Below are 24,988 nucleotides of genomic sequence, written 5' to 3'. Positions count from 1 at the left end.
CAGGTTTCAGAGTTGTCGTATGCATCCGGACGACGAACAGACCATCAGGGCGACGCTCGCGACCCATACCGCGCTGTGGACGAGCCACGACATGGACGAATGGGGCACCTACTTCACCGAGGACTCGGATTTCATCACGCATCGCGGAATCTGGTGGCGCACCCGCCAGGAGAATATCGACGGCCACAAGGACGTCCCCGAGCCGGTGTTACGGCAGAAGAAGAACTACACCCAGCAGGTGCTGGATATCGCCGCGCTCACGCCCGAGGTCGCCCTGGTCCACACCCGCTGGAGCTGGCCTGAGCATCGGTTACCGGGTGCGGAAGCGACCGAGGACCGCACCGGCCTGATCACCTTGATCATGGTGAAACGCCAGGGCCGATGGCTCATCAGGGCCGCGCACAATACGCGGACCAACGGCCTCGACGACTTCACCCCGGGCCGCGGAACCGGCGCGTAGCGAGCGCGAACACCGGGCGTCCGGGCCGCCCAGGGTGTGGCCGGTCCGCCGCCGAATCGCCCGTATAGGAAGACGCCCGGCGCGATCCGGCGATCAGGGTTCGATGAGACCCGCGCGGATGGCGTAGCGGGTGAGGGCGAGGCGGTCGCGCAGGCCCAATTTCTGCAGGATGTTGGCGCGGTGGCGGTCCACGGTTTTCACACTGATCACCAGATCCGAGGCGATCTCGCGCGACGAGTACCCCTCGGCGACGAGTTTGACGATCTCCTCCTCGCGCGGTGTGAGCAGTGTCTGCGGAACCGGTTCGTCGCGTTCCGCGCGTTGCAGCCATTCGCGGATCAGGGAATTCACGGCGCCGGGATACAGGTAGGGCTCGCCGCGCAGAGTGGCGCGGCAGGCTTCGAGCAGATCGCGGTCGGCGACGGATTTCAGCACGTAGCCGGAGGCGCCGACCCGCAGGGATTCGAAGAAATACTGTTCGTTGTCGTACATCGACAACATCAGGATCCGCACGCCGGGTGTGATGCGGTTGATCTCGCGGGCGGCCTGGATACCGGTGAGCCGGGGCATGGCGATATCCAGGATCGCGAGATCGATGGGTACGGCTCCGGCCTGCTGGACGGCCTCGTGTCCGTTGGCGGCTTCGGCGACCACGGTGAGATCCGGTTCGGCGTCGAGGATCATCCGCAGCCCCGACCGGACCAGTGCGTGATCGTCGGCGAGCAGGATGCGGGCCGGTGCCGGTGCTGTCATGGCGCACTCCCTTCCCCGCGGTGCGGGATGGTCAGACAGACCACCGTGCCGTGTCCGGGTGGTGAATCGATGGTGAGGGTGGCGCTCACGAGCAGCGCGCGTTCGCGCATCCCGCGGATCCCGGCACCGTCCTCGGCGACCCCGCCGCGACCGTCGTCGGTGACTCGCAGTATCAGCGCCTCCTCGCCGACGCGCAGGCTCAGCCCCACCCGGCCGGCATCGGCGTGGCGTGCGATATTGGTCAGACTCTCCTGCGCCACTCGGTAGCAGACCAGTTCGATATCCGGCGGCAGCCGCGGCAGGTTCCGGTCGACCTCGCGATGCACCCCGATCCCCGCGGTGGAGGAGAATTCACTGCACAACGCGCTGAGCGCACTGGACAGCCCGAGATCGTCGAGGACATCGGGGCGCAGCCGCCGGGCGATCCCGCGGACCTCGTCCAGGCAGCCGCGCACCGTCTCCTGGGCACCGTGCAGCACATCGACCACATCGGTGGGTGCGCGGTCGGCGGCCCGTTTCATCGACAGCAACGCCACCGTGAGACTCTGCCCGATCTCGTCGTGCAGTTCGCGGGCGATACGCTGCCGTTCGCCTTCCTGAGCGGCCAGGGCGGAGGCGCTGGCCGTTGCCCGCTCGGTTTCGAGCCGGTCGACCATGGCGTTGAACGAATCGATCAGATGGGCCAGATCGCCGTTGCCCCGGCCGTCGACGCGGCCGCTGCGGCGCAACGGGTCGACCCGCCGCATGGAGGCGATGAGTTCGTCCAGCGGCGCCAGGCTCGTCCGCAGCAGGAAGGCGTTGGCCGCGAGGATGACCGCGAGGCCCACCGCCAGCACCGGTATCTCGGTCAACCGCACCCGAGACGACACCGTCGCCGGTGACAGTGCGAGCACCAGCGTGCCCAGCGTGAACACCAGTCCGTTGATGAGGAAGATCCGCCGGAACAGCGCATCCGCCGGGGTCCGGGTGTGCCGCCGGAACAGGCCGATACCACTTCCCGGACGGTCCATGACCTCAGTCTGGCCGCTGACCGCCGGGGTGTCCATGAGGCCGGGCACCCATTTTCCGGGCGGGGATCTACACAGCGCCGGCCACCACAGATGGGTGCCGATACCGATGGTCGGCGGCACCCTCGCTCGCGAAAACTGAGAGCGCAGACAAATGGTGGCGGGAGGAGCGTTCGGGTGCATATCGACCGCAGCACCGTGCCGGGCCAGGGCACCGTGCACCATCTGCGGACCCGCAGCGGTGACCGGTTCGCGCTGGTCACCGGCGCCGACGGCGGGAAACATATACTGGTCTATCACGGCGCCGGCGACGAACCCGTCCAGTCGGTCGCCCTGGGGACCGACGAAGCCGACCAGTTCGCCGATCTCCTGCACAGCGCACCGCTACCCGACCGGGTGGCTCGGCTGGAGCGGCTGGTGGACCGGCTCACGGGCGACAGGTTCCGGCCATGACCACGCTTTCCCCGCACGCGCGACGGGACCCTCCGATGCAAGCTCACGATATCGCCGTCCACCTGCCGACCGTCCGGCCCGGCGACCCCGTCGCGAAAGCCATGCGCCTGATGGTCGTGAACCGGCTGCCCGGCATGATCGTGGTGGACGAGGTGGATCGGCCGGTGGCCGTCCTACCGGGCACGCAGGTGCTGCGGCTGGCAATTCCCAGTTCCTATCAGAACGATCCGGCTCTCGTGCGCACCATCGACGAGCTGAATGCCGAACTGTTCTGGCGCGAACCGGGTCATCTCACCGTCGGGGACTGTCTCCCGCAGCACGCGCCGCGGCCCGCGGTCGTCCGGCGTGACGCGACCCTGCTGGAGATCGCGGCGCTGATGGCACAGCGGCACAGCCCCCTGGTTGCTGTGGTGGACCGCTCGCACGCCCTCATCGGCGGAATCACCCTCGAACGATTGCTGATCAGCCTGGCCGTCGCCGGGCCCGAGGACTGAATCCCGCCGGGCCGAGGCGAGGTAGCCGATGAATCAGATCCTGGCGGTAGCCATTTTCGTCGGAGCGTTCTGGTTCATCGCGACCGAACGCGCCGACAAAGTCAAGGTCGTGCTGATCGCGGCGGCGGCCATGACCGTGCTCGGGCTGGTGCCGGGTGAGGACGTCTTCTACAACGCGCACGCCGGGATCGACTGGAATGTCATCTTCCTGCTGCTGGGCATGATGCTGATCGTCGGCGTCGTCAAACACACCGGCCTGTTCGACTTCCTGGCGATCTGGGCCGCGAAACGCTCCCGCGGCAGCCCGTTCCGGCTGATGGTGATGTTGATGATCATCACCGCGGTCGCCTCCCCGCTCCTCGACAATGTCACCATCATCATGCTGGTCGCGCCGGTGACCATCGTGGTGTGCGGGCGGCTGGGTTTCGCCGCGCAGCCGTTCCTCATCGCCGAGGTCCTCGCCGCCAATATCGGCGGCGCCGCCACCCTGGTCGGCGACCCACCCAATATCATCATCGGCAGCCGGGCGGGCCTGAGTTTCAACGATTTCCTGATCCATATGGCACCCGCGGTGACGGTGATCTTCGTACTGTTCGTGCTGTTCACCCGCTGGCTGTTCCGTGCGCATCTGCGGGAGCCCTCGAAGCACATCACCACGGTGATGACGTTGCAGGAGCGCCGCGCCATCACCGACCCGCGGCTGCTCACCCGCTCGATGCTCGTACTCGCCGGGGTGGTGATCGGATTCGGCCTGCATTCGTGGCTGCATGTGGCGCCGTCGATCATCGCGCTGCTCGGCGCCGGCGCCATGGTGCTGATCTCCGGGCTCGATATCCGCGATATCCTGCGCGAGGTCGAATGGGGGACGCTGGTCTTCTTCATGGGCCTGTTCGTGATGGTGGCCGGTCTCGTGCACACCGGTGTCATCGGCCTGCTCGGTGATGCCGCCGTCGCCGCCTTCGGCGACAACCCGCTCCTGGCCTCGGGCGTCCTGGTTTTCGGGTCCGCGGTGGTGGCCGCGTTCATCGACAACATCCCGTACACGACCACCATGGCGCCGGTGGTCGAAGGACTGGTCGAACAGACACCCGACCCGAAGCAGGGGCAGGCGCTGTGGTGGTCGTTCGCGTTCGGCGCGGATTTCAGCGGAAACGGCACCGCGGTGGCCGCGAGCGCGAACGTGGTCGCGCTCGGAATCGCCCAGCGAGCGGGGCATGCGATCACGTTCTGGCAGTTCACCCGCTACGGCATCGTCGTCACCGCGCTCAGCAGCGTGCTCGCCTGGGCATATATCGTGCTCCGCTATTTCTGACCACCGGCAGCGGCCGCGTGCACCTCGCGAGCCGCTCCCGGGCACCGGTCAGCGCCGGCCACCTGCCGTATCGAAAACCGCCTTCAGATAGCGGTCGCATCGATCGGAACCGATCAGCCCGGTCGCCATCCGATTCATCGTGTAGGCGAAGGTGATCCGCCGGTCCAGGTCGTTGACGACCATCGCACCGCCGTAACCGGACCACCAGCACACCCGCAAGTCCGGCACGTACGGCGCGGTCTGCGGATGCGGCAGGCCGTAGCCGATACCGAAACGCAGCGGGGTCAGCAGTGCCATATCGACACCGTCGGCCTGCTCCCGGAAGATGAGGTCGAGGGTGTCCGGTGACAGGTAGCGCCGCCCGTCCAGCACTCCCCCACACGAGATCAGCGACTGCACCCGGGCCACCGACCGCGCGTTACCGTGGCCGTTGACCCCGCCGATTTCCGCTGCCCGCCACGCCGGGGTCGCGGTTTCGGCAATATCGAGCAGTGGGCTGGTGAGGGTTTTGACGAGCACGCTGTCGCGGTCGAGTGCCGCCATATCGAACTGAGTCGCCGCCGGCGGTATCAGGGTCGCGATGCGGCCGGCCTTCTCGGGGCCGGTGCCGATGGAGAAGTCGGCATTCAACGGCCCAGCCAGTTCCGCGGCGAAGAACTGCCCGAGCGAGATCCCGGTGATGCGGCGCACCAGTTCGCCGATCAGATGGCCGTAGTTCAATGCGTGATAGCCCGAGGCAGTCCCCGGTTCCCACCACGGGGCCTGCGCTGCCAGCCGGGCGGCCGCGGCCTCGGCGTCGTAGATATCGGCCAGCTCGATCGGTGGTTCCCAGCCCGATACACCCGAGGTGTGCGACAGCAGATGCCTGACCTCGATCTCGGATTTCCCGTTGGCTGCGAACTCCGGCCAGTAGTGGGCCACGCGTTCATGAACATCCAGGTCGCCACGATCGACCAGCAGCAGCGCGCACAACGCGGTCATGGTCTTGGTGACCGAGAAGACGTTCACCAAGGTGTCGGCTTCCCACGGTCTGGTACGTGCAGGATCGGCGTAGCCGCCCCACAGGTCGAGCACCGGCTCCCCGTCGACGGTTACGCACAAGGCCGCACCGAGCTCGGCCTGCGATTCGAGCTGTTCGTCGAACACCGCACGCACCTGCGCGAATTCGTCACGGCAGAACCCAGCGGAGCCGCTCATCACCGAACGCCCTGCATCGCAGCGGCAGCCACGGGTAGTGAGTTGCCCGCGGCGGCAGCACGGGCTGCACCGGCCTCGAGCTCCTTCGTCAACCGCTGGACATAGGGCAGGAACTCGACCTGGATGGTGTGCCGCGGCGAATCGTAATACCGCCCGCGGCGCCGGGATTCCTGCTCACGTAGTTGCTGGTCGACCTCCGCACGCGGCGGCAGGTGGTAACGCCCGGTCAGGTAGGCGGCGACGAATTTGCTCTGCTGTTCGGCGAAATTGACCAAGGTCGGCAACGGCTGCGCCAAGCCGAGGAAGAAGAGGTTGTCGATATCCGGTTTCATCATCATCGCGAACAACGGAAACCGATTCTCCGTATCCGGGAGCAATGTGGGATCGGCGAAGAACGGGAAGCTGATGTGATAGCCGGTGGCGCACAGCACGACGTCGATCTGTTCACTACTACCGTCGGCGAAATGGACGCGGTCACCGTCCAATTCGGTGATCGCCGGTTTGAACTCGATATCGCCACAGCCGGCGCGGTGCAGAAATTCCTCACTCGCCGAAGGATGCGCCTCCAACGGTTCGTGGTCCGGAGCCGGCAGCCCGTAGTTCTGCATCTCACCACGGAATTTGCGCACGGCCCGCTGCCGCAGTTTCAGGCCGAGCTTCGCCGGGATCCAGGAGGGCATCGAACGCCTGTCACTTGCTTGGCCTTTCACATATTTCGGCAGTACCCAGACACCGCGCCGCGCGGAGACGAACAGCTTCTCGGCGAGGAACCGCTGCGACAGCTCGGAGGCGATATCCAGGCCGGAATTGCCCATACCCACCACGACGATCCGCTTACCGCGCATATCGATGGGGTCGAAGGGATCGTTGTAGGCGTGGCTGTGCATGAGTACGCCGTCGAATTCGCCCGGATAGTCGGGGAATCGGGGGTCCCAGTGGTGACCGTTGCAGACGATGAGCGCATCGTAGATCTCGGTGTCGCCGGCGCTCGTCGTCACCGTCCACAGGCCGTCCGCGGCGCGTTCGGCGCCGGTGATCAGTGTGTTGAAACGAATCCGGTCGCGCAGGCCGAAGTGGTCGACGTAATCCTTGAAGTACTGCAGCAGCTGCGAATGATGCGGGAAGTCCGGCCAATCCGCGGGGGCCGGGAAATCCTCGAATTGCAGCCGGTACTTCGACGTATCGATATGCAAACTCTGATAGCAGGCCGACATCCCGTTGGGGTTCTTGAAATACCAGTTACCGCCGACCTCGTCGGATGCTTCGTAGCAATCGAACGGGATCCCGTATTCGGCGAGACGTTTGGCGGTGGTGATCCCCGAGGGACCGGCGCCGATAACGCACACCTTGGGCAGTTCCGGTGAACTCATGCACAACTCCTGTCCGGCCGCGATCAACGGCGCCCCACCGCCGTGACCTGAACCACAACGTAACACTCGCTGGACACACCGTCCAGTGAGTGATTGCACCGTCTAGGATGGCGCTCATGCCGACCGAACCGCCCGCAGTCCGCCGCGGCACGCTGCGCGAGGAACAGAAGCGCTCGACCACGGCACGTATCGTCGACGCCGCACGCGACCTCTTCGAAACCCGGGGCTATTCCGCGGTGCGCGTCGACGACATCGCCGCCGCAGCCGGATGCAGCAGAGCCACCTTCTACCTGCATTTCACTGGCAAACCGGAGGTGCTGCGCGCGATCGCCAACGGGGGCACCCAGGCGGGAGTCCGCTTCGTCTACGCCGACCTCGACCGAGTTCTCACCACCGGATCGCGGGAAGAATTCGCGGTCTGGATGGGCCGGGCCATCGATTGGTTCTTCGAGAACAAGGACATGCTGCCCGCCTGGGACGAGGCCACCGCCCTCGAACCGGAGTTCCGCAAGGCCGTCCGCGAGGGCATCATGACACTCGCCGACAGCATGCCGGATTTCCTCGCCCGCTGGCCCGCCGCACGCCGGGACGAGGCGCGGTTGCGTATCGAACTACTGGTCGCGCAGCTGGAACGGTTCTTCACACGCTGGGCCATGCAGGGCACCATCGAGGTCTCCGCGGAGCAGGCCGCCGAGGTGCTCACCGGTATCTGGTACCCGGCTCTGCAAGCACCGGAGCGCGATCAGCCCACCGAGCCGCCCGGACTTGCCGGGATACCATGACCGGACGCCTCCTCGGTCGATCGGAGCCGCCATGCACCCACCGCCGCTCTACTATCTGGCCGGTCCGGCGGGCCACCCGAACTACGGGGACGAGCTCATCACCGCCGGTTGGCTGAGGTACCTCGCCGACACCGCGCCCGAGGCGCAGGTGTGGGTCGATACGCATTCCCCCGGCCCCGCGCAGGTACTGCTCGGCGATCTGCATCCGCGGGTGCGTTTCACCGATACGCTGTGGCGGCTGTGCTGGGAGGCGCCGTCGGACGACCCGTGGCAGGTGGCGTCCTGGGTGCGCCGGGCGGTAGGCGACCCCGGTCTGGCGCCGCGGTGGGATCGCGGTATCGCGCTGCTGCGGCGCGCCGACGTCATCCATCTGCTCGGCGGTGGCTATATCAACCGGATCTGGCCACGACATATCGGGCTGCTCGCCGGGGCCGCGGCGGCCGCCCGCGCCTCCGGTGCCCGCTGCGCGGCGACCGGCCTCGGCTTGTTCCCGGAGCCGGATGGCGCCGCGGAGCTGGTGCGGGCCACCGCCGCCGAATTCGCGATCGCCGACGTCCGCGACCGGCCATCCGCGGAACTGCTCGGCACCACTCCCGGCATCGACGACGCGTTCCTGGCGCAGCCGAAACTCCGGACACACGAGGACGACGACCCGCCCGAGGTGATGCTGTGCCTACAGGGGGATCAGGTCGATATCGGTCTCGACGCACTGGCTTCGGCCGTATTGCGGATTCTGCGCGCCTGGGAGGTTCCGCCCGAACGGATCGGTGTGGTCGAGGCGATCCCGGGCGAGGACCGGAAGGTATTCGATCTCATCGAACACCAGCTGCCCGGCGCCCGCTTCTACCCCTTCGTCGACATCTGGGAGCACGGGTTACCGATCACGGCCGGGCAGTCCTGGCTGACCACCCGGTTCCATATGCATCTGGTCGCGGCGACGGCGGGCGCCACCGGGGTGGCGATCCCGGTCAGTAGCGATTTCTATGCCACCAAACATCGGTCGCTGATCGAGCTCGGGTCGGGCTGGACGATGCTCGACGACCTCCATCAGGTGCCGCAGCGCCCCGCGGGCACCGGCTTCGACGCTACCGTCGTCGAGGGGGCAGGCCGGGCGAAGCTCGCGCTTGCCCGAGCTGTCTACGCCCCCACAGCGCCGGCCGACGACATCGCCGCTCCCCCGCCGTGATCGTTTCGGCCGCGGTATGACCATCCGCCCACCGCACGAACGCCGCATGAGGCATGCCGACCGCAGCCCGGTACCGACGGCAAGTCCATCATTGCCCTCACATCGTCGAACGGCCCCGGGCCCTTGCGGTGAACCTGTTGCCATACCGGGCGAGGACCGGACCACTCGCCGACAGGCCCCGCACTAGGGTGGCGCTATGCGGGTTCTGGTCATCGGAGGAACGCTGTTTCTGGGTCGGCGTGTTGTCGAACGCCTGCATGCGCGCGGCGATCACGTCCTGCTGATCCACCGGAGCCATAGTGAACCTGCGGACTGGTTACCGGTCGAGCACTTACTCAGCGATCGACACGATCTCGCACAGCATCGCGACCGAATCCGTGATTTCGCCCCGGACGCCGTAATCGACAGCTTCGCACTGACCGCTGCGGGTGTCGATGCGGTCCTGCCCTTCCTACCCGAAGTGCCAACGGTGGTGCTGTCCAGCCAGGATGTCTACCAGGCCCATGCGGCGCTGCTGGCCGGCCGGTGCGATTCGCCGGTGCCGCTGACCGAGGATTCGGAGCTGCGGCGCAACCGTTACCCGTACCGTGGCGCGGATCTGCCGGAGGTCCCCGACGACTACAGCAAACGCGATGTCGAAGACCGCTGGCTCGCGCGCGGCGCGGTGGTGTTGCGGCTACCGCTGATCTACGGACCGCACGACCGGCAGCACCGGGAAGACCTGATACTCCGCAGGTTACGAGCCGGTCGCACCCGGATCCCGATCGGCGCGGGAAACCTCCTCTGGACCCGCGGATATGTCGACGACCTGGCGACCGGTGTCCTCGCCGCCCTGGACCACCGGACAGCAGACGGACTGCCCGTCAACCTGGGTGAAACGCAGACCGTGCCGATCCGCACCTGGCTGGAGCAGATCCTCGACGCCGCCGGCTCGACCGCGGAACTGGTCACGGTCCCCGACTCCGTCCTGCCGCCGGACCTGGCCCTGACGGGCGCACCGGCCCAGCATTTGCTGATCTCCGTGGCCCGCGCGCAGGACCTTCTCGGCTGGGCACCGGCCGATCCACTCCAACGGGTAGGCGAGTCCGTGCGCTGGCATATCGAAAACCCACCGTCCGACGCCGGCTGGACCGATGCGGACACCGCCGCGGACGACGCAGCGCTGGCCGCGGCCGGCTGACCGGAGAGCGATATGAACCCGGGCAGCACACCAGCCGTCCCGAAAATCGGCTTGTTCGCGGGCATTTCGACCGTGGATATCGCCTACCTCGTCGACAGCTATCCGGCGGAGGACACGAAAACCCAAGCTCTCGACCAGTTCATCGGTGCGGGCGGGCCCGCCACCAACGCCGCAGTTGCTTATGCCGCGCTCGGTGGCGCTTCCACTCTCGTGACCGCGGTGGGAAGCCACCGGCTCGGCGACCTGATCCGCAACGACCTGTCCGCGCACGGCGTGCGGGTCGTCGATGTCCGCGCCGGTAGTGACCACCAGCCTCCGGTGTCGTCCATCGTGGTTGCGGAATCGGCGGCCACCCGCACGATCGTCTCTCTCGACGGGGCCCGGATCGCCGTCGAGTTCGACCACCGTCTCGCCGATCGGCTCACCGGTGTGAATGTCGTGCTGGTCGACGGGCACTATCCGGCGTTGGCCGCGGGACTCTGCGAACTGGCCCGCGCGCTCGGCATTCCGGCCGTTCTGGACGCGGGCCGGTTCAAGGACTCCCATGTCGCCCTGCTCCCGCATATCCGGTCGGCGATATGCTCCGCCGCCTTCGCACCACCAGGTATCGCTGCAGGAGATACCGATGCCGTGCTCACGTACCTGCGCACCGCCGGCGTCGAGAACATCGCGATAACCAACGGCGACGAACCGATCATCGGACTGACCGGTGACCGCGAATTCCGCATCGATATCTCGGAAACCCGTGCCGTGGACACGCTGGGTGCGGGCGATATCCTGCACGGCGCGTTCTGCTACTTCACCGGCACCGGCCACGATTTCGTGCGCTCCCTGACACTGGCGTCGGAGGTGGCGAGCTTCTCCTGCCGATTCTTCGGCACCCGGGAATGGTGCACTCGCCTCAGCGAGCTCCCCGGACGAGGTACCCCGCGCCCCGAGGCGTGAGCACGAGATCGGCCCGCGCACGCGTTCCGGCGACGAGTGCGGCATTGGGCACGTCGTTGTGCGCTATCCGTGCGTGTGCGATCTCGGGCGTCTTCCCTCCGGCGAGGTGCCGCTCATAGAGCCGCTGTTCGATCGTCTCGGTCCCGGCATCGAGATACCAGCATTCGTCGAGGTACGAACGCACATCCCGCCAGCCCGGTTCGTCCAGCAGCAAATAGTTCCCCTCGACCACGACGATCCGCTGCCGCCGGAATACCACACCGTCCGGCACCGGGTCGTGGATCCCGCGATCGTAGACCGGCCATCCGACCTCGGCGCCCACCGGTGTCGAACGCAGCTCGCGCAGCTTCGCGGTGAATCGACCGATATCGAAAGTACCCGGCTGTCCTTTGTTTTCGAGCTCACCCGCATCGGAGAGGTCCCGGCTGGTCCGGTGAAAGCCGTCCATCGGCGCGACACCGGCGAATTCCTCGTCCGGCGAATTCAATGCTGCGCAGAGTGCGAACGCAAGCGTGGACTTTCCCGCACCCGGCGGTCCGGCCAGCCCCACGAAATACCTCCGATCCGGGCTGTCGGTAGCCGCCCGCACCCGGCGCGCCAGCTCGTCGAGGGAGACCACGTTCACCGCTGTCCGCCGCCGCACGCCGCGAGCAACCGCAGGAGAGCGGTATCCGGCCACTGCTGAACACCGCCGAGAGCATTCGGTGTGAACATGCGATGTCCACCGCTCTGCGCAGCGAGGATTCCTTCGTCGCAGTAGAAACGGATGGTGCGCACCGGTAGGCCGGTGCGGTGGGGAGCTTCCCCGAAGCTCACCGCATTCGACGAGATGTAGGACACAACTCTTGGGACCTCCGCCCGACTGGAATTCCTACGCTACCGGAAACGGTCGAGCACAGGAGGTCTGCCGATGAACGACACCGACACCACCGAAGGACTCACTCGGACCGCCGTCGCCGCAGAACGCGCCGACCTACCGCAAGACCAGACCGAGGAACAGTGGGACCACTCGTCCTTGTGCGAAGTCGGCGAGTGCGCGACAACAGCTATGGCCGTTCGGCGAGGAGCTCGCCGGCCCGGCTCCGGCAATCGCGGTCGGCCCGCCGGAATACTGGTTCCTTGTCATCGAACACCTCGCTTGTGTCGAGTACCGAGACCCCGACCACGGAATCATGTTCGAAACGTCAAGCGGTACATAGCGGGCGAGTAGGCAGGGTGTGCGCCGGGGCGGCCTTCGAGCGGGGGCGCAGGCCCATCCGAAACTGCCCGGGAGCGCCTACCCTCGGAGCAGTTCTACGACAGGAGCACTTGTTCTCCCCTCACCCCGGCGAACTGCGCCGCCATCGGGTGCCGTCCAGTTCAGTCGCGAACATCCTCGCATACCCGGTTATTCAGTGTCGTCGCCGACGTTGGTCTCACACAGGGTCGCCGAACGTGACGCGAGTTCCGGTTCCCTCGTCCCTCACGCTCCGGCTTCCCCCCGCGGGGGCACCGTCATGGTGAGTGCTTCGAGTACGGCGGCGAGGGCGGCACGGGTATGACTCGTCAGGGAGGCCGGACCCGTATACCCGGGCTCGGCACTCCAGGTGTCGAGGGCACAGTGGAAGGCGGCGACGGCGATATCGAGGGCCAGGCGGGGGCGGCTATCGGCGCCGGGGTCGATATCGAATCGCTCCCGCAGGATCTCCAGCGCGGCCCGTACGGTGCGGGCACAGAACTCGAGGTTGCTCGCGGCCATCGACGGCGTGGACTGTGCGAGTCGGTGGCTGCGCACGGCGCGGCCGGCCCAGCCGTCCCGGGGCATCCGGTCCAGCGCCGCGAGCAGGCTTTCCTCGAGTGTTCGCGAGAGCGGTCCGGGTTCCGGTTCACGATCGGACAGTTCCGTGAGGTAGGCCGACCACAGGTCGCGCAGCGGCGCCATGGCCACGTCCTCTTTGCTGGCGAAGGTCCGGAAGAAGGTTCGTTTGGACACCTCGACGCGATCGCAGAGTTCGTCGAGCGTGACGCTGTCGAAACCGCGTTCGGTGAACAGTTCCAGCGCTGTGTCGATCAGCGTCTCGCGCGTGCGCTGTTTCTTTCGCTCACGCAGCGGCAACCGCTCGCTCACCACATCGGCCATACCCACACGATAGCTCTACTGCCTCCGGTTGACTATTGCCCCTTGACATCATTTGCCACTGAGTGGCACTTTCAAGTCGGCAGATACCCCACTGTCACGCCCCGCATTCGAAAGGCACCGCCACATGTACGCATTGGTCGTCGACCGGTCCGCACCCTCCGGACTACGCCTCGGCGAAGCCCCCGACCCCGAACCCGCACCGAACCAGGCAGTAGTGCGTGTAACCGCCACCTCACTCAACAGCGGCGAAATCCGGCACGGCCTTGCCGACGCCGCCGACGGTGCCGTTCTCGGCTGGGAGGCGGCCGGGATCGTGGAACGAGCCGCCGCCGACGGCTCCGGCCCACCGGCCGGAACACCGGTGGTCACTCTCGGCCCGGCCGGCGCCTGGGCGGAACAACGTGCGGTCGACACCGATCTGATCGGCACGGCTCCCGCACACGCCGATCACGGCGCCATCAGCACGATCCCGGTCGCCGGAACCACCGCATTACGCTCACTGCACCGGCTCGGCCCGATCCTCGGACGCCGAGTCCTGATCACCGGCGCAACCGGCGGCACCGGCCGCTATGCCGTCCAGCTCGCCCACCGCGGTGGCGCACACGTCGTCGCGGCGACCGCCGGCCCGGACACCCATACACCCGGCCTGCACAAACTCGGAGCGGCCGAAGTCGTCACCGGACCCACCGACCTTTCCGAGCCGGTCGACGGCGTGATCGATCTGGTCGGCGGCCGGCAACTCGTGGACGCATACCAGCGCCTCTCCGAAGGCGGCACGCTGGTGGCAGTGGGCCATGCGGCAGGCGCCGCGGAAACCTTTCCGTACGGGGCGTTTCTCGGCGACCAGGGCGGTCACGACCGGTCGATCACTACCTTCTTCCTCCTCGCCTGCACCGGCCTGGACCGTGATTTCGGCTGGCTGGCCACCCAGGTGGCAACCGGCGCCCTGGATCCGAACATCACCTGGCGCGGGTCGTGGTCGGAGGCAGATACCGCAGTCCAGGCTCTGCTGTCACGCCGCCTACACGGCAAAGCCGTGCTCGAGCTGCACTGAACGTCCGGCGCGCTCCCGCGGCCTGCCGCACCGTCAGCCGCTACTCGGCCCCAGCGAATGCAGGAGTGCGGTGTCCAGCCACTGCTGAACACCGCCCGTGGTGTGAGCAGTGCCGAGCGCTTCGGCCGTCAGCGTCCAATAGCGTGCCGACAGGCGGTCGTTGATCGTGGTACCGCGGGCCAGCTCGCGCCGGAAACCCTCGGTATCGCGGCGCCCGCGGGCCGTCGCGTGCGCGGCGACGTACAGGTCCAGTTCCGGCCCCGGATCCGGCGGGTCGTCGGCGACCAGCCGCTCCGCCGCAGCGGTGTGCGCGGGTGCGAGGGCGGCGAGAAACGCTCGCCGGTCCCGGATCGCCGATTCCCCGGCGCCCCAGATCTGCCGGGAGATCACTCGGGCAAGCTCGGGCGAGCGCGCCAGCTGCCCGAGTTCGGCGAAGAGGAGAACGTGACGCGGCGACGGCGCCGCGGGAACCCGTGGAATATCCATTTCGACGAATCCGTCGAACTCCGAAGCCGGCATGACCGCCAGGTTCCGGCGCCAGAAGTCGATGAGGGTGGTGCGGGCCGCACCACGCTCGGCAACTGCTGCCAGTTTCCTGAGCGTCAGCGGATCGCCGGCCTGTTCGATCGCGACCAGCACCGCATGCCGCCAGGACAGCGCAGCGAGATCGGCCTCCACCGCGGCGCGCTCGACCGCGACCACCTCCGGGACAGCACGCGAACCCGTGAGCACGTCGGCGATTGCGACCAGCCCGAGACCTATTGCCCGCAGTTCCCGCACCAGAACCAACCGGTCGAGCGTCTCCGGTGTGAACATTCGATGCCCGCCGCTCGTGCGCTGCGCCGCCAGAATCCCCTCGTCGCAATAGAAGCGGATGGTGCGCACCGGGACGCCGGTGCGCCGGGATGCTTCCCCGATACTCACCACATTCGACGGATAAGTGATGTAGGCCACAATTAGTTGAACCTCCACCCGACTGGAATTCCTACGCTACCGGAAACGATCCAGCACAGGAGGTCCGCCGATGCACGTCACCACCGAAGAACTCGCTTGGACGGCCGTCGCCGTCGAACGCACCAGCCTGGCCGGCCTACTGCAAAACCTGACCGAAGAACAGTGGGACCACCCGTCCTTGTGCGAAGGCTGGCGGGTCCGCGATGTGGTCGCCCATATCCTGCTCACCTCGCAGGCGAAACTCCCCTGGCTGCTGTGGCAGACGGCGCTCGCGGGCGGAAGCATCACCCGGATGAATTTCGGCACCGCCCGCCGCTACGCCGACCGCAACTCCGCACAGGATCTGCTCACCGAACTCCGCGCAATCGCCACCCTCCGCCACCAGCCGATCGCCACCAACGCTGTGGACCGCCTGATGGATCTACTGGTACACGGCCACGACATCGCAACTCCCTTGGGAATCCCCCGCGAAATGCCGATCGACGCCGCCCGCTGGTCCGCCGACCGGGTTTGGCAGATGGGCTGGCCTTTCCACGCCCGCCGCACACTCGCCGGCCACCGCTTGACCACTACCGACACGGACTGGTCCGTAGGTTCGGGGACACCGGTCACCGCCCCGATCGCCGACCTGCTGCTGCTCGTCACCGGCCGGAAATCGGTAGCAAACCTGCGAAGGGTGTCCAACGGACCCGGAGGTTCCTAAACTGATCCAAATGTCGAGCACCGAAGGTTCATTGCCGTATTTCTTCCCCAAATGGATCGATCGGCTCGGCTTCCGGTACATGAACCCATGGATGCGACGACTCGCGCCCTCACTGCCGGGCTACGCCGTGGTGGAACATATCGGCCGGAAATCCGGTAACCGGTACGAAGCTCCGGTCCGCGTCTTCCGGAAGGGCGATGTGATGGCGGTACTCTTGCTACACGGCGAAACCGATCGGGCCCGGAACGTAATCGCCGCGGGCCGAGCCACGTTGCGCCACCGCAGAACCACTGAACCGCTGCGCGACCCCCGGATTCTCCGCCCCCGTGAGGCGACACCGGATGTGCCACGCCTCGCACGCCTGGTCAACCGGATCGCGGGAATCCTTGTGTTCCGCACCGACGACGACACCGCCCGAACCCATCAGTTCGAACGGGACAACCTCGACGAACTCGTCACGGCGGCCGAAGCAGAGCACGGGCCGATCAGCGACGAAGAGATCAAGGCGCTGCGGGGCCAACTCCGCAACGCTCGCCCCGGGGACGCCGGCACCGTGTGAGCGGATACGCCGCTCACGACCGAACAGGTACAACTATCCATTTCCACGACCAGGTTTCCGAGCAGGTATCCTCCCAACTTATGCCCTGAACAGCACGACGGTGACACCCACGAGCCCGATCACAAGCACGACCAGAGCGATATCGGCGCCCGTCACCGGTGATTGTCCAGTTCAGCCAGCGGCCAGCGAAAGCCGCGCGGGTAGGTCTGCATCGGAGTGACGAGCGCGGCGAGTTCAGTGATCACATGACGCACCGAATCTGCGTGCTCGAAACCAGGGACGATCACTGCGGTGGCGTCGTGCTCGTATATGTGCTGGGCGATCACCAGCGCCGAAACCAGCGGACCGGTATCGAGGATCACGCTGTACACCACCCGATACCCGCGCTGTTCGGCAAGCGCGTGGATATCGGCGCCGCGGCCTATGACATCCCTTCGGACCATTCCGATCGCCTTCGGCAGTTCGCCGGCCATATCACTCCCCTTGTCCCGTGTGTCGGCATGGTGTGCACCCGCCGCCGGGGCTATCGGGTTCAACCCGGCGGCGGGGCTGCGTCCACATTCGCTGACCATCCGGCCGCGATACGACGACTGAGAAGGCGTCAATCAGTACATATTTCAGGCGACATTAAGGCGTCCAAACGCTAAAGTGCAACGTATGGCTACCACACCGAATACAGCTCTGCGCGCGGCGCGCAATGCCAGACTGATGAGTCAGGACGACCTTGCCCGTGCGCTGCGTGAAGCCGGATGCTCCAGTGCCACAAAGCGACTCGTTCAACGCTGGGAAGCGGGCCGAACACTCAACCCGCGCCCGTCACATGCCCGCGCATTGGAAAAAGTGATGGGGCTACCGATCGAGACACTCGGTTTCGGCGCGGTCATGGCCGGCCGCAGCCTATCCGGCCCCGACGGAAGCCAAGAGGTGGAATCCGCTATCAGTGAGGTGGGGCCGGGCCAGAGCGCGATGCCCGCCGGTGGAACCCATTCCCGGCTTCCTGGCTCGTACTCCGGCGTGTGGCTTTCCCGGTACGAGTACTACTCCAGTGGGCGGGACGCGACGTTCACGGCCGCCCACTATGTCGTCATCCTGCAGCACGACGACCGGCTGACCGTTCGCAGCCTGCCGGGATCATCCCCATCATCCTTGGAGATGGATCTGACTGTAGACGGCCATGTGACAACCGGGACATGGAGCGAACTCACCGCGCCAGGTGGCTACTACCGGGGAGCCCGCTATCACGGTTCGATCCAACTGCTGATCGAACTGACGGGCACCCGGATGGCCGGGAAATGGGTCGGGTTCGGCAAGGATTTCGAAGTGAACACCGGACCATGGGAGTTGGTGTTGCAGAACTCCTCGACCTCGAAAGCAACTATCGACGCCTACAACAAATCGCCGGAGCTGGACACCCGGTGACAGCTGGATGCCCGACTGGTTGAAATGCTCGAACGATGACCGACCACGATCCGACCGAACTGAACCTCGAAATCGCTCGCAACATCTACCCGGTCGGCCAACAAGTGACCGGCACGGTCGCAGATATCCCCAAGCCAGGCGTAATAGGTTTGTTTGTCGACTTGGGCACGGGCACGCCGCCGTGGGGATTCGTCGATGTACTCCATCTTCCAGACACCCCGGAGCAATGGCCGGCCGTCGGCACGATCACCGAGTTCGAGGTCGTCCATCACACCCATGAAGGACACCAAGTCAGACCCTTCCACTCGATCCCACCTACCGTGCGAGTCCTCGGCCGCCGCTAAGAGAGCAGCGACTACGTGCGATGAAACGCTCTCTATCGGGTGACGGATAGCTGATCAGCCGTTCGCGTCGTTCCGAAACGAACGCGAATCACTGACGCTCGCGACGCGGCTCGGTGTTACCGCCTGACTCCCGCGCCGGCCCGGCCCTGCACGCTGGAAAATCTCGTCACCGTGCAAAAGATGGTCGATGTCACGCCGACGATCGGCCCGGCACATCCTCGGCGTCGGTGTTTCATCGTGACGCGCAGAGCACATGGGAGCATTCGAAGCCTCACCGAGCCGCCGGTTCGGCGCGCGGACGGGCCGGCGCCTATGCCCCGCCCCGTGAGACTGATTCGTCCGAGTGCCAACTGGTATCGTCCGATCAGTTGGCTCAGCAAGAACAGGGAGGGGGGCCGGGTGACGAGACCACTTCAGGTCGATATTGATGCACTTGCGAAAACTGTTGCTGGACTGAGGAATTCGCAACATATACTCGAAGGCGCATTCAGGGCGATGGCCGATGTGGGGGCCGCGAGCATCGGCACCCAGACACTCGACGACGCCGCCGACAGTTTCCAGCGACGATGGCATTTCGGGGTGCAGCGCATCGGCGAACTCTCCCGGACCACCGCCGACGGTGTGGATCAATGCCTCGCCGCCTACCACGCGATTTCCCGGAACTGTTCCAGATCGAGGTGACAGTGCCTTCAACGGACGGCGCATCGATCGCCGTAGTGGAACTGTCGACGGCCGACCCCGAAACCGGGCCACAGTACCGCGGGATGGTTCTCGATATGGCGGCGTCGGTGACCTTCCCGCAGCCGCCACCGGACAGCAGGAGTTCCAGTCTTGCGCTCTGACGAAACACAACAACGAAACATCGCCGCAGTTCACGGCACCGGATTCGGGGCGGAGGGCTCAGCAGTGGACCTGGACAAGCGCGCTCCGAACCCTATGAGACATAAAGTACGCGCCGCCGGCAGTACCGACCCGAAGAAGACCACAGACGATCTCATGGCGGGCGACTGGGCGTCGCCTCACGCCTCGAAGGCACTGAGGTACACGCTGGTCACGATCGGATTCCTCCTGGATATGCTGTTGCATTTCGCAGTGGGCTTCGCAATGTGGCACAATTTCGGCAATTCCCCAGAACCACCATGGAACCCGATAATGTCGGGTGTGCTCGCCGGGGTCGCCGCCTCGTTCATCCACCGAATATTCGTCCAGCGAATAATCCGGACCACGCTCGGTAAGGGTTTGTTCGGCCTCCGGTTGCGGCAGAATGACGGCACCTATCCGACGCTGGGTCAGTTGATCAAGCAGTGGTTCATCGGCATTGTCGCCACGCTGGAGGCTGTCACCACCTTCGGTTGACACGGATTCCGACGGTGGGTTTCACGGTAGAATCCCGTTCATTACGACATGTCTGCGTGCTCTGAACCGCCGAATATCGCCCGGCGCGCGGCGCGCAACGCCAGACTGATGAGTCAGGATGACCTTGTCGACGGCGACATCACGCACGCATCCGCTCGATGCCGCGCCTATTCTGTGGATCGTGGCCGTCGGAGACCTAGTCCAGAAATCTGGTGCTCGCTGCCTTGAAGGAGTGGAACCGATGCCCAACCTATCCACCGCAAACTGGTTCAAAAGCAGCCGCAGCTCTCACAGCACAACTGCGTAGAGGTCGCGTTCCTCGGCGGTGGGACGGTCGGCGTGCGCGATTCGAAGAACGCAGCCGGACCGGCGCTGACCTTCGGCCCGGCCGAATGGGACGGATTTGTTTCGGCCCTCGCCACCGGAATGCTCCGGCACTGACGGACGCCGCGGCCGGCCGCACGATCAACCGACCGGGCGGCCAAACCGCGAAAGCTTCCAATAGTTCATGAGCGGTTTTGCGACCCGGTTCATGCCCTACTCGGGTGGGAGCAGATACTGGCCGTTCGGGGTGAGTACGTCGTGGCGGAGTACTACTGGAGGTATTTTTCCGATGAAGAAGAGCTTGTCAGGACCGGTGTAGTGCACCGTCTGTACGGGGTTTCCGCCATCCATAAAGAGATACACTCCCTCTGAGGTTCCCTCAGTCCACGCGACATCATTGGTGAGTCCCTCCCAACATACAGAGGCCGGGCCTGCCCAGGACACAAGCTTTTCGGTGGTGGCGTGTTCGGAAACCTCAATCATTCGGTCCCAGTTCCCACGCCAACCCGCGACTGCCGCGATGGCGTCCAACGTGGTCGGCTCCGCCCCGGTTGCCGCTCGATGCGCCTCGATATTGAAAGGTTCGTGCGGCCCCAGCACTTCCCGCGTATTCCACAGATCGAAGGCAGGGCCGTTGCAAGGCGATTCGGGTCTCGGATTCGTTCCGGGTGCTTCGCGGACCAACGAGCAGCCACTCGTAAGCATTGAAATGCAGGTTACGGCCGCCACAAGCGCATATGATGCTTTCATCTCCTACCCTACTTCTTCCAACGGAGCAGACGCGTCATACTTCGGTCATGGGGTTCGAGACACTGCGGGGGCACTCTCGCAGGGGATGTTCGGGCGGAACCTACGTGAGATCGTCCATCCGCGTCACCGACAGGCCCCCGCCTCGCCGACGCAGCGGCCATTCCCTGCGCAACCCCGGATCCCGCAGCGCGTCGATCATGCCGACCCTGTGGGCTCTCGGGACACTCCTGGGCGGAGTGATCCTCCTGCTGGCGGTGCTGACGCTCACCCATCTGGATACTCCGGCCGGTGCCCTGGCGCAGATCGGCCGGACTGACCAGTTCGCCGCGTCACCGTGAATGGGATCCCGGACTGGAAGAGAACTTTCATACTCATCCGGACTTCGACACACCCGAGTGTCGTATCCGGGCGAGCACCTTGGCCCGGCCGGTCATCGCGCGCCCTCGTCTCGTGGTATGGCGTGGCCATAGTTCAGGTCGTAGAGCCGCACCCCGGCAGGGTCATACCAGCCGTCGTCGCGGCGGGAGAGCAGGATGTTGCCGTCGCCGTCGTACCAGTGATCGGCGTCGTAGGTCCATTTCTGTTTCTCCGGGGTGAGGTATTCGTTGGCGCGGGCTTCGAGTACAGCCCTCGTTTCGGAGTCGAGTTCGGGCGCCAGGGTCGGGTCGGCTACCCGGGCCGCGCGCTGCGCGTTGAGTTCGGCGTTGAACTGGTCGAATATTGCCTGGTTGCGGACGTATTCGTCGCTGTTGAAGTAGTCGTCGCCGGTCAGCACCGGCGGCTTTTTCTTGCGGCCGGTGAATCGTTCGAACACAGCGGGGACTCCTTAGATTTCGGTCACCTGAATGATGGTGCGCCGTCCGGAAGCGTGATCCTGTTGTGCACCTTGAACCCGGTCCCGGACGGAAACATCACTTCACCGTCATGTGCGGCAAGTTCCCCGGTCGGCTTGCCGGTCCTGCTCACAATCTGGAGCTCGGTGTTCTTGGACGCAACGAATTCCTCTTCGAGGCCCTTGGGGTCACGGGTGGCGTGAGGAAGCGCGCCGCGCTGTCGATGCCGTAGCCGCATTCGCGACGGCGATCCGGCTGCAATACGAGGCCGAATACATCGACCCCAGCACCTGAAACATCCCCATGAACAGCGCGAAGGCCGCCGCAGCATACATGCTGCGGCGGCTTTCTGCATCCCGCCCCGGCGAGGCTGCCCGACCTACACCCTCAAACTCACCGATCCCGCGGCGGTGGCGGGTCGAACGTGCGGCGTTCGTGGTCCGCGTAGCCGGGGGCGTCGGGATCGTATTCGGTGCCGGCCAAGTCGTCGGAGAATTTGCCGCCGAACCCTGCGACGGGGCCGGGGGCGTCGGCGACCTTGGAGCGGACGTTGCGATCCCATTCGTCGAACTGGGCGATGGCGGCGGCTTTTTCTTCATCGCTGAGCACGCGGCCGCCGTCCGCGATCACCTCGGCTTCGGTCCGGAACAGCTTTCCGGCGATCCATTCGGCCATCAGGGTAACCCTTTCTTCTAGACTTCGACCAGCCGGAGCACGGTGCGGCCGGATACGGGATCGGTGAATCGCTGTACACAATTGAACTGCGTTCCCGACGCAAAAAGCACTTCCATCTCTTCCGGCGACTTCGACAATGATGAGACGTCCTTGCCGGTTTTGGAAATGATCTGCATTTCCACGCTACTCGCTTCCGGCCACAGTGTGTTCGCGCCGGCGGGGTTCTTGCTGGTCGAGGTGAACGCAGCTTCGGTGACAGTTTTACCTTCCTGATACTGGTCGAGTATGTGGGGAGGCAGGTTCGTGTGTCGTGTTACCGGGCCTTCGTGATTCGGCAGCTTGCCCAAGGCTTCGTTGAGTGCGTCGATCCGTGCTTGCTGCGCGGGGTCAGGATCGACCAGCGGGTTGCGTAGGACCTGGTTGATGTCTTTGAACCCCATGCCCGTGTACGAGTTGATGGCAATGTGCTCGTCTTCGGTGAGTAGGTCCTTCGGCCGCGGTCGGTGTGCTGGCGGTTTCCCGGTGCTGGCCTTCTGCGGTTTCAGTGCGGCCAGCTGTTTCAACGTCGGTTGATGAGTGGCAGCCTGGTGGGTGGTTTTGACCCCTTTGGCCAGCTTCATCGATTTGAACGTGGTGATCAGGTTGCGGATCGGTCCGGCGAATTTCCGCACGGCGTTGGTGGCGCGCGCTGTCGCTACTGCGGCCCCGAATCCTGCGGTGACAATAGTCAACCCGACACCGATCAGGGCCTCGGTGCCCATGTCGATGGCGAGCTGTTTGAGCTGTTCACCGAGCTTGGTGCGCATGTCTTCCAGCCCGGCGCGGTGATCCTCGGCGGCCGCGGCGATTTCCCCCATCATGCCGGTGACAGCGGCGGCCGCGGTCGACATCGCACGCAGATCCTCGTCGATGAAGACGGCTTCCGAGGTGGTCACGGTGGCGAACATGTCGGCGAGGCGGCTGAGCTCGGCCGAGAACCCGGCTACTGCGGGATCGGCGGCCATCTCCGACCAGATGCGGTGTGCGTTGCCGAGTTTTCCGGTGTCGCCGTCGGGGATGATGATGTCGATTTCGTCGAGCAGGTCGATTGCGGCCGACAGACCTTCGGTGATCAGGCCTTGCCCGGGTCCGCCGGCAGACGGTAGCGGCGGCCGTTTCGACAGCGTGATTTCTTCGGGATCGGGCGGGCGGTGCGGGGCCGGCCACGGGTTGTCGATCACCGAGGCGTGATCGGCGAGCGCGTGGTTGTGGCCCATTTCGGTGAGCAGGACCGCATACCCGCGAGCCGCTTCGGCCAGCAGCACGGCGGTGTCGATGGCCTCGTCGGCGCGGGCGTCGTAGTCGAGGGCCCAGGCTTTCGCGTCGTCATAGCTGCCGGTCATGTGCGCGCAGTCGGCGAGTGCCTGCCAGCGGGTGTCGAACGCCTTACCGAACGCCACCGCGCCGCGGCCCAGCACGGCCGCGGCCTCGTAGTAGGTGTAGGTGTCTACGTCGATAACGTCGGTGCTCACTGCCCGCCCTCCGGAGCGGGCCCGCGGCCGAGCATGGAGACGTTGGTTTGCGCGGCATTGGTGTAGTTGGTATACGCAGTTTTCGCGGCTTCTTGCATGCGGATGAGGCCGTCTTGCATGTCTTGCATGCCGGTGAGCCAGTCGCGGTGCGCGGTGTCGTATGCGGTGGCGGCCTCACCGGTCCAACCGGCGCGCAGTGTCGCGGCGCGGCCGTCGATCTGGGCCAGTGAGTCCTGGACGAACCCGATCAGGTTACGCAGCCGGTCGGCGGTGGCCTGCAGTTCGGCCAGGTCGACGGTATAGCCGTCGATGGTGCTCACGTGGTATTCCCCCTATTCTTCAGATGTTGAGCGAGCTGGGGGCGGCGGCAGCTGCGGCGGCTGCCACCGTCCCGGATAGATCGTCGTCGGTGCCGGTGAATTCGAGGCCGTTGACACCGAGCACTTCGGCCATATCGCCGAGTGCCTCGAGTACGTTCAATGCCCCGGTGCGAGCCTCCTCCCAGCCACCGCCATAGGCGGTCGCGGCCCGCGACCGCCACGATCCTTGTAGGGCAGTCATGTGGTTGTCCACGTCTTTGACGGCGTTGATCAACGTGGTCGCCATGGAAGCGAAGAACTGGGCGGCATCGGCCATTGCGCCCGGGTCCACGGTGATCGGCTCACCTGGTGTGCTCACTTGTCTCTCCCTGCTTTCACGATGTGTCACCCGTTCCTGAGTGTCGGGCGACGCGGCCGGCGGTCATCTCCTTCGAGAGGGCGCCGATCTCGCGGCTGTGGCCGCGGTGGCGGCGCGCGCGGCAGCCGGGATCGGCGCGCACAACGCCAAAGCCTGCTCGAGGTGGTCAGTTTCGGCGAGGTGCATGCGGCGGAGGCTGGCGCACCACCTCGGCCATAGCGGCCTCACCGAGCGTGGCCAGCCGGTCGGCGCGATGCTGTGACATCCGATACCCCTTCGGGTTAGAGATTGAGTGAGCTGGGCTGTGGTTCGGTAGCGGCGAGTTCGTCGCGTAATGATTCTTCGACTTCGGCGAACTGGACCGATTGCACCCCGGGCAGTTCGGCCATACCTTCCAGTGCCGAGCGCAGTTGCACCGCACCGGCGCTGGCCTCGTGCCAGCCGTCGGTGAACGACACCGCGGCGGGCCCGGACCACTAGAGCCTGTTTCATAAGCGCCCGAGTTGTGGGGCGGAACCCGTTGTCCGGGTGGAGAAGTTGGTGATGTGGCGAGGTCTCCGGTAACTGGTT

General features: G+C 65.7%; 33 protein-coding genes. 18 read left to right on the top strand and 15 right to left on the bottom strand.

All coding sequences use genetic code 11. From position 1 onward, the window contains the following. Positions 1-19 precede the first annotated feature (19 nt). The gene (locus ACFWPH_RS32155) at positions 20-460 is read left to right on the top strand and encodes an SgcJ/EcaC family oxidoreductase (protein ID WP_378756020.1); all 441 of its coding nucleotides are present in this window, start codon (positions 20-22) and stop codon (positions 458-460) included. A gap of 93 nt (positions 461-553) precedes the next feature. Here the strand turns inward: ACFWPH_RS32155 and ACFWPH_RS32150 are convergent, their stop codons facing one another. Beyond that, the gene (locus ACFWPH_RS32150; RefSeq protein ID WP_378756019.1) at positions 554-1,213 is read right to left on the bottom strand and encodes a response regulator; all 660 of its coding nucleotides are present in this window, start codon (positions 1,211-1,213) and stop codon (positions 554-556) included. Beyond that, positions 1,210-2,223 carry a histidine kinase gene (locus ACFWPH_RS32145; protein ID WP_378756018.1) on the bottom strand — a complete coding sequence of 338 codons (1,014 nt, stop codon included), beginning with the start codon at positions 2,221-2,223 and terminating at the stop codon, positions 1,210-1,212. The genes ACFWPH_RS32150 and ACFWPH_RS32145 overlap by 4 nt, the downstream gene beginning before the upstream one ends. Positions 2,224-2,397: 174 nt before the next feature. Here ACFWPH_RS32145 and ACFWPH_RS32140 point away from each other — a divergent pair, with 174 nt between their 5' ends. From ACFWPH_RS32140 to ACFWPH_RS32130, 3 genes are read left to right on the top strand one after another with little or no spacing between them, the layout of a single operon-like run. Further along, complete coding sequence (locus tag ACFWPH_RS32140) at positions 2,398-2,673, top strand: hypothetical protein (protein WP_280414665.1); 276 nt, start codon at positions 2,398-2,400, stop codon at positions 2,671-2,673. Next, on the top strand, positions 2,670-3,167 hold the full coding sequence (locus tag ACFWPH_RS32135) for a CBS domain-containing protein (protein WP_378756017.1): 498 nt from the start codon (positions 2,670-2,672) through the stop codon (positions 3,165-3,167). Before ACFWPH_RS32140 ends, ACFWPH_RS32135 begins: the two co-directional genes overlap by 4 nt. A gap of 28 nt (positions 3,168-3,195) precedes the next feature. Then, complete coding sequence (locus ACFWPH_RS32130; protein WP_378756016.1) at positions 3,196-4,479, top strand: SLC13 family permease; 1,284 nt, start codon at positions 3,196-3,198, stop codon at positions 4,477-4,479. Between the two features lie 48 nt (positions 4,480-4,527). Here ACFWPH_RS32130 and ACFWPH_RS32125 read toward each other — a convergent pair whose 3' ends face one another. After that, the gene (locus ACFWPH_RS32125) at positions 4,528-5,676 is read right to left on the bottom strand and encodes a serine hydrolase domain-containing protein (protein WP_378756015.1); all 1,149 of its coding nucleotides are present in this window, start codon (positions 5,674-5,676) and stop codon (positions 4,528-4,530) included. After that, positions 5,676-7,046 (bottom strand): flavin-containing monooxygenase, encoded by a 1,371-nt coding sequence (locus ACFWPH_RS32120; protein WP_378756013.1) that lies wholly within the window; start codon positions 7,044-7,046, stop codon positions 5,676-5,678. Before ACFWPH_RS32120 ends, ACFWPH_RS32125 begins: the two co-directional genes overlap by 1 nt. A gap of 116 nt (positions 7,047-7,162) precedes the next feature. Between ACFWPH_RS32120 and ACFWPH_RS32115 the strand changes: the two genes are divergently transcribed. The 4 genes from ACFWPH_RS32115 to ACFWPH_RS32100 all read left to right on the top strand — a co-directional run bounded on the left by ACFWPH_RS32115 (position 7,163) and on the right by ACFWPH_RS32100 (position 11,139). After that, the gene (locus tag ACFWPH_RS32115) at positions 7,163-7,828 is read left to right on the top strand and encodes a TetR/AcrR family transcriptional regulator (RefSeq protein ID WP_378756011.1); all 666 of its coding nucleotides are present in this window, start codon (positions 7,163-7,165) and stop codon (positions 7,826-7,828) included. 31 nt (positions 7,829-7,859) lie between these two features. After that, positions 7,860-9,014 carry a polysaccharide pyruvyl transferase family protein gene (locus ACFWPH_RS32110; protein WP_378756010.1) on the top strand — a complete coding sequence of 385 codons (1,155 nt, stop codon included), beginning with the start codon at positions 7,860-7,862 and terminating at the stop codon, positions 9,012-9,014. A gap of 196 nt (positions 9,015-9,210) precedes the next feature. Continuing rightward, positions 9,211-10,194 (top strand): NAD-dependent epimerase/dehydratase family protein, encoded by a 984-nt coding sequence (locus tag ACFWPH_RS32105; protein ID WP_378756009.1) that lies wholly within the window; start codon positions 9,211-9,213, stop codon positions 10,192-10,194. 12 nt (positions 10,195-10,206) lie between these two features. Beyond that, entirely contained in the window at positions 10,207-11,139 is a 933-nt protein-coding gene (locus ACFWPH_RS32100; protein WP_378756007.1) for a PfkB family carbohydrate kinase, read from the top strand. Here ACFWPH_RS32100 and ACFWPH_RS32095 read toward each other — a convergent pair. The 3 genes from ACFWPH_RS32095 to ACFWPH_RS32085 all read right to left on the bottom strand — a co-directional run bounded on the left by ACFWPH_RS32095 (position 11,096) and on the right by ACFWPH_RS32085 (position 13,258). Further along, entirely contained in the window at positions 11,096-11,764 is a 669-nt protein-coding gene (locus tag ACFWPH_RS32095) for a nucleoside triphosphate hydrolase (protein ID WP_378756006.1), read from the bottom strand. The two genes, ACFWPH_RS32100 and ACFWPH_RS32095, sit on opposite strands and share 44 nt — an antisense overlap. Further along, positions 11,761-11,979, bottom strand: a complete 219-nt coding sequence (locus ACFWPH_RS32090; protein WP_378756005.1) for a MerR family transcriptional regulator — start codon at positions 11,977-11,979, stop codon at positions 11,761-11,763. Before ACFWPH_RS32090 ends, ACFWPH_RS32095 begins: the two co-directional genes overlap by 4 nt. A 622-nt stretch (positions 11,980-12,601) precedes the next feature. Beyond that, entirely contained in the window at positions 12,602-13,258 is a 657-nt protein-coding gene (locus tag ACFWPH_RS32085) for a TetR/AcrR family transcriptional regulator (protein WP_378756004.1), read from the bottom strand. 124 nt (positions 13,259-13,382) lie between these two features. On the opposite strand from ACFWPH_RS32085, the gene ACFWPH_RS32080 reads away from it, so the two are divergent. Further along, on the top strand, positions 13,383-14,312 hold the full coding sequence (locus ACFWPH_RS32080; RefSeq protein WP_378756003.1) for a zinc-binding dehydrogenase: 930 nt from the start codon (positions 13,383-13,385) through the stop codon (positions 14,310-14,312). Between the two features lie 33 nt (positions 14,313-14,345). Here ACFWPH_RS32080 and ACFWPH_RS32075 read toward each other — a convergent pair whose 3' ends face one another. Beyond that, a complete protein-coding gene (locus tag ACFWPH_RS32075; RefSeq protein ID WP_378756002.1) occupies positions 14,346-15,266 on the bottom strand; it encodes a MerR family transcriptional regulator in 921 nt (306 codons plus the stop codon). Between the two features lie 70 nt (positions 15,267-15,336). Here ACFWPH_RS32075 and ACFWPH_RS32070 point away from each other — a divergent pair, with 70 nt between their 5' ends. Both ACFWPH_RS32070 and ACFWPH_RS32065 read left to right on the top strand, forming a co-directional pair. Then, positions 15,337-15,969 (top strand): maleylpyruvate isomerase family mycothiol-dependent enzyme, encoded by a 633-nt coding sequence (locus ACFWPH_RS32070; protein ID WP_378756001.1) that lies wholly within the window; start codon positions 15,337-15,339, stop codon positions 15,967-15,969. A gap of 10 nt (positions 15,970-15,979) precedes the next feature. Further along, positions 15,980-16,528 (top strand): nitroreductase family deazaflavin-dependent oxidoreductase, encoded by a 549-nt coding sequence (locus tag ACFWPH_RS32065; protein WP_378755999.1) that lies wholly within the window; start codon positions 15,980-15,982, stop codon positions 16,526-16,528. 152 nt (positions 16,529-16,680) lie between these two features. Here ACFWPH_RS32065 and ACFWPH_RS32060 read toward each other — a convergent pair whose 3' ends face one another. Further along, positions 16,681-17,001, bottom strand: coding sequence for a hypothetical protein (locus ACFWPH_RS32060; protein ID WP_378755998.1), 321 nt, complete (start codon positions 16,999-17,001; stop codon positions 16,681-16,683). Between the two features lie 184 nt (positions 17,002-17,185). Here ACFWPH_RS32060 and ACFWPH_RS32055 point away from each other — a divergent pair, with 184 nt between their 5' ends. The 7 genes from ACFWPH_RS32055 (at position 17,186) to ACFWPH_RS32025 (ending at position 21,059) form a co-directional block, all read left to right on the top strand. Then, positions 17,186-17,947 carry a helix-turn-helix transcriptional regulator gene (locus ACFWPH_RS32055; protein ID WP_378755997.1) on the top strand — a complete coding sequence of 254 codons (762 nt, stop codon included), beginning with the start codon at positions 17,186-17,188 and terminating at the stop codon, positions 17,945-17,947. Positions 17,948-17,982: 35 nt separating this feature from the next. Continuing rightward, entirely contained in the window at positions 17,983-18,291 is a 309-nt protein-coding gene (locus tag ACFWPH_RS32050; RefSeq protein ID WP_378755996.1) for a hypothetical protein, read from the top strand. 495 nt (positions 18,292-18,786) lie between these two features. Next, a complete protein-coding gene (locus ACFWPH_RS32045; protein WP_378755995.1) occupies positions 18,787-18,972 on the top strand; it encodes a hypothetical protein in 186 nt (61 codons plus the stop codon). 2 nt (positions 18,973-18,974) lie between these two features. Next, positions 18,975-19,133, top strand: coding sequence for a hypothetical protein (locus ACFWPH_RS32040; protein ID WP_378755994.1), 159 nt, complete (start codon positions 18,975-18,977; stop codon positions 19,131-19,133). Positions 19,134-19,227: 94 nt separating this feature from the next. After that, positions 19,228-19,647 carry an RDD family protein gene (locus ACFWPH_RS32035; protein WP_378755993.1) on the top strand — a complete coding sequence of 140 codons (420 nt, stop codon included), beginning with the start codon at positions 19,228-19,230 and terminating at the stop codon, positions 19,645-19,647. A gap of 339 nt (positions 19,648-19,986) precedes the next feature. Then, complete coding sequence (locus ACFWPH_RS32030; protein ID WP_348538049.1) at positions 19,987-20,088, top strand: DUF397 domain-containing protein; 102 nt, start codon at positions 19,987-19,989, stop codon at positions 20,086-20,088. A gap of 737 nt (positions 20,089-20,825) precedes the next feature. Continuing rightward, complete coding sequence (locus ACFWPH_RS32025) at positions 20,826-21,059, top strand: hypothetical protein (protein WP_378755992.1); 234 nt, start codon at positions 20,826-20,828, stop codon at positions 21,057-21,059. A 92-nt stretch (positions 21,060-21,151) separates the two neighbouring features. Here the strand turns inward: ACFWPH_RS32025 and ACFWPH_RS32020 are convergent, their stop codons facing one another. The 6 genes from ACFWPH_RS32020 to ACFWPH_RS31995 all read right to left on the bottom strand — a co-directional run bounded on the left by ACFWPH_RS32020 (position 21,152) and on the right by ACFWPH_RS31995 (position 24,876). Next, entirely contained in the window at positions 21,152-21,535 is a 384-nt protein-coding gene (locus ACFWPH_RS32020) for a hypothetical protein (RefSeq protein ID WP_378755991.1), read from the bottom strand. Positions 21,536-21,947: 412 nt separating this feature from the next. Continuing rightward, a complete protein-coding gene (locus ACFWPH_RS32015; protein WP_378755990.1) occupies positions 21,948-22,229 on the bottom strand; it encodes a hypothetical protein in 282 nt (93 codons plus the stop codon). A 17-nt stretch (positions 22,230-22,246) separates the two neighbouring features. Further along, entirely contained in the window at positions 22,247-23,740 is a 1,494-nt protein-coding gene (locus tag ACFWPH_RS32010; protein WP_378755989.1) for an ADP-ribosyltransferase, read from the bottom strand. Continuing rightward, positions 23,737-24,060: a WXG100 family type VII secretion target gene (locus ACFWPH_RS32005; RefSeq protein WP_378755988.1), complete on the bottom strand. Its 324-nt coding sequence runs from the start codon at positions 24,058-24,060 to the stop codon at positions 23,737-23,739. The genes ACFWPH_RS32010 and ACFWPH_RS32005 overlap by 4 nt, the downstream gene beginning before the upstream one ends. A gap of 19 nt (positions 24,061-24,079) precedes the next feature. After that, positions 24,080-24,418, bottom strand: a complete 339-nt coding sequence (locus ACFWPH_RS32000) for a WXG100 family type VII secretion target (protein ID WP_378755987.1) — start codon at positions 24,416-24,418, stop codon at positions 24,080-24,082. A 281-nt stretch (positions 24,419-24,699) separates the two neighbouring features. Next, entirely contained in the window at positions 24,700-24,876 is a 177-nt protein-coding gene (locus ACFWPH_RS31995; RefSeq protein WP_378755986.1) for a hypothetical protein, read from the bottom strand. Positions 24,877-24,988: the final 112 nt, after the last annotated feature.

Origin of the sequence: Nocardia sp. NPDC058499, assembly GCF_042719915.1 — a bacterium.
Taxonomy (GTDB): domain Bacteria; phylum Actinomycetota; class Actinomycetes; order Mycobacteriales; family Mycobacteriaceae; genus Nocardia.
The sequence above is the reverse complement of the archived record's forward strand: the minus strand, read 5'-3'. Positions and strand labels throughout refer to the sequence as shown.